This window comes from Gordonia sp. i37 (assembly GCF_002043085.1).
Classification (GTDB): Bacteria; Actinomycetota; Actinomycetes; order Mycobacteriales; family Mycobacteriaceae; genus Gordonia; species Gordonia polyisoprenivorans.
The window spans coordinates 1-674 of the sequence record NZ_MVPX01000605.1; the positions used below are offsets into that span (position 1 = coordinate 1).

Sequence of the window (674 nt, forward strand, 5' to 3'; positions counted from 1 at the left end):
CCTCATTTCCACAGCCCCCGCCTACACCTGGGGTTTGCGCTGTCTACCGGACGACGTGTGGCTGTATGTGATGCCGTTCCACACGATTGCCGGTATCGGATCGCTGACATCGCTGACCCTGCTGGGTGCCACCCTGGTGCTGCCGGACTCCATCGAACCGGGCAAGTCTCTGAGCATCATTCGTGACGAGCGGATCTCTGTGCTGGCACAGACACCCACCTTCTACATCGCGCTGGCCAATCATCCCGACTTCGCCGCGAACACTGTCGGTACTGTCCAACGCTGCCTCACCTACGGCGGGCAGGTCTCCCCGTTCGCCGTGGACGCCTGGGCACAGGCTGCGCCCGCATCGGTTTGGGGCACGTATTGGGGTCAGTCAGAGCTGACACAGTTGGGTTCGGTCGGCTGGTTCAAGCAGCTCTCCGATGTCCCCGGCCAGGATCCGACGTGGATCGGTAAGCCGGTGGGCCACCTCGAGGTCAAAGTCGTCGATGCCAACGGCGACGAGGCAGAAGAGGGCGAACTCCTTTGTCGCACTCCGTCGGTCATGCTTGGCTACCACAAGGACCCGGATCGCACGGCAGCGGTGTTCGAGGACGGCTGGGTGCATACCGGCGACATCGTCCGCATCGATGCCGACGGCAACATGTTCTTCCGGGATCGTCGCAAGGACA

At 62.8% G+C, this 674-nt stretch carries 1 protein-coding gene; it reads left to right on the forward strand.

Going from position 1 to position 674, the window contains the following annotated elements; all coding sequences use genetic code 11:
- A partial coding sequence (locus B1964_RS28600) for a fatty acid--CoA ligase family protein (RefSeq protein WP_139765937.1) occupies nt 1–674 on the forward strand: 674 nt, incomplete at both ends.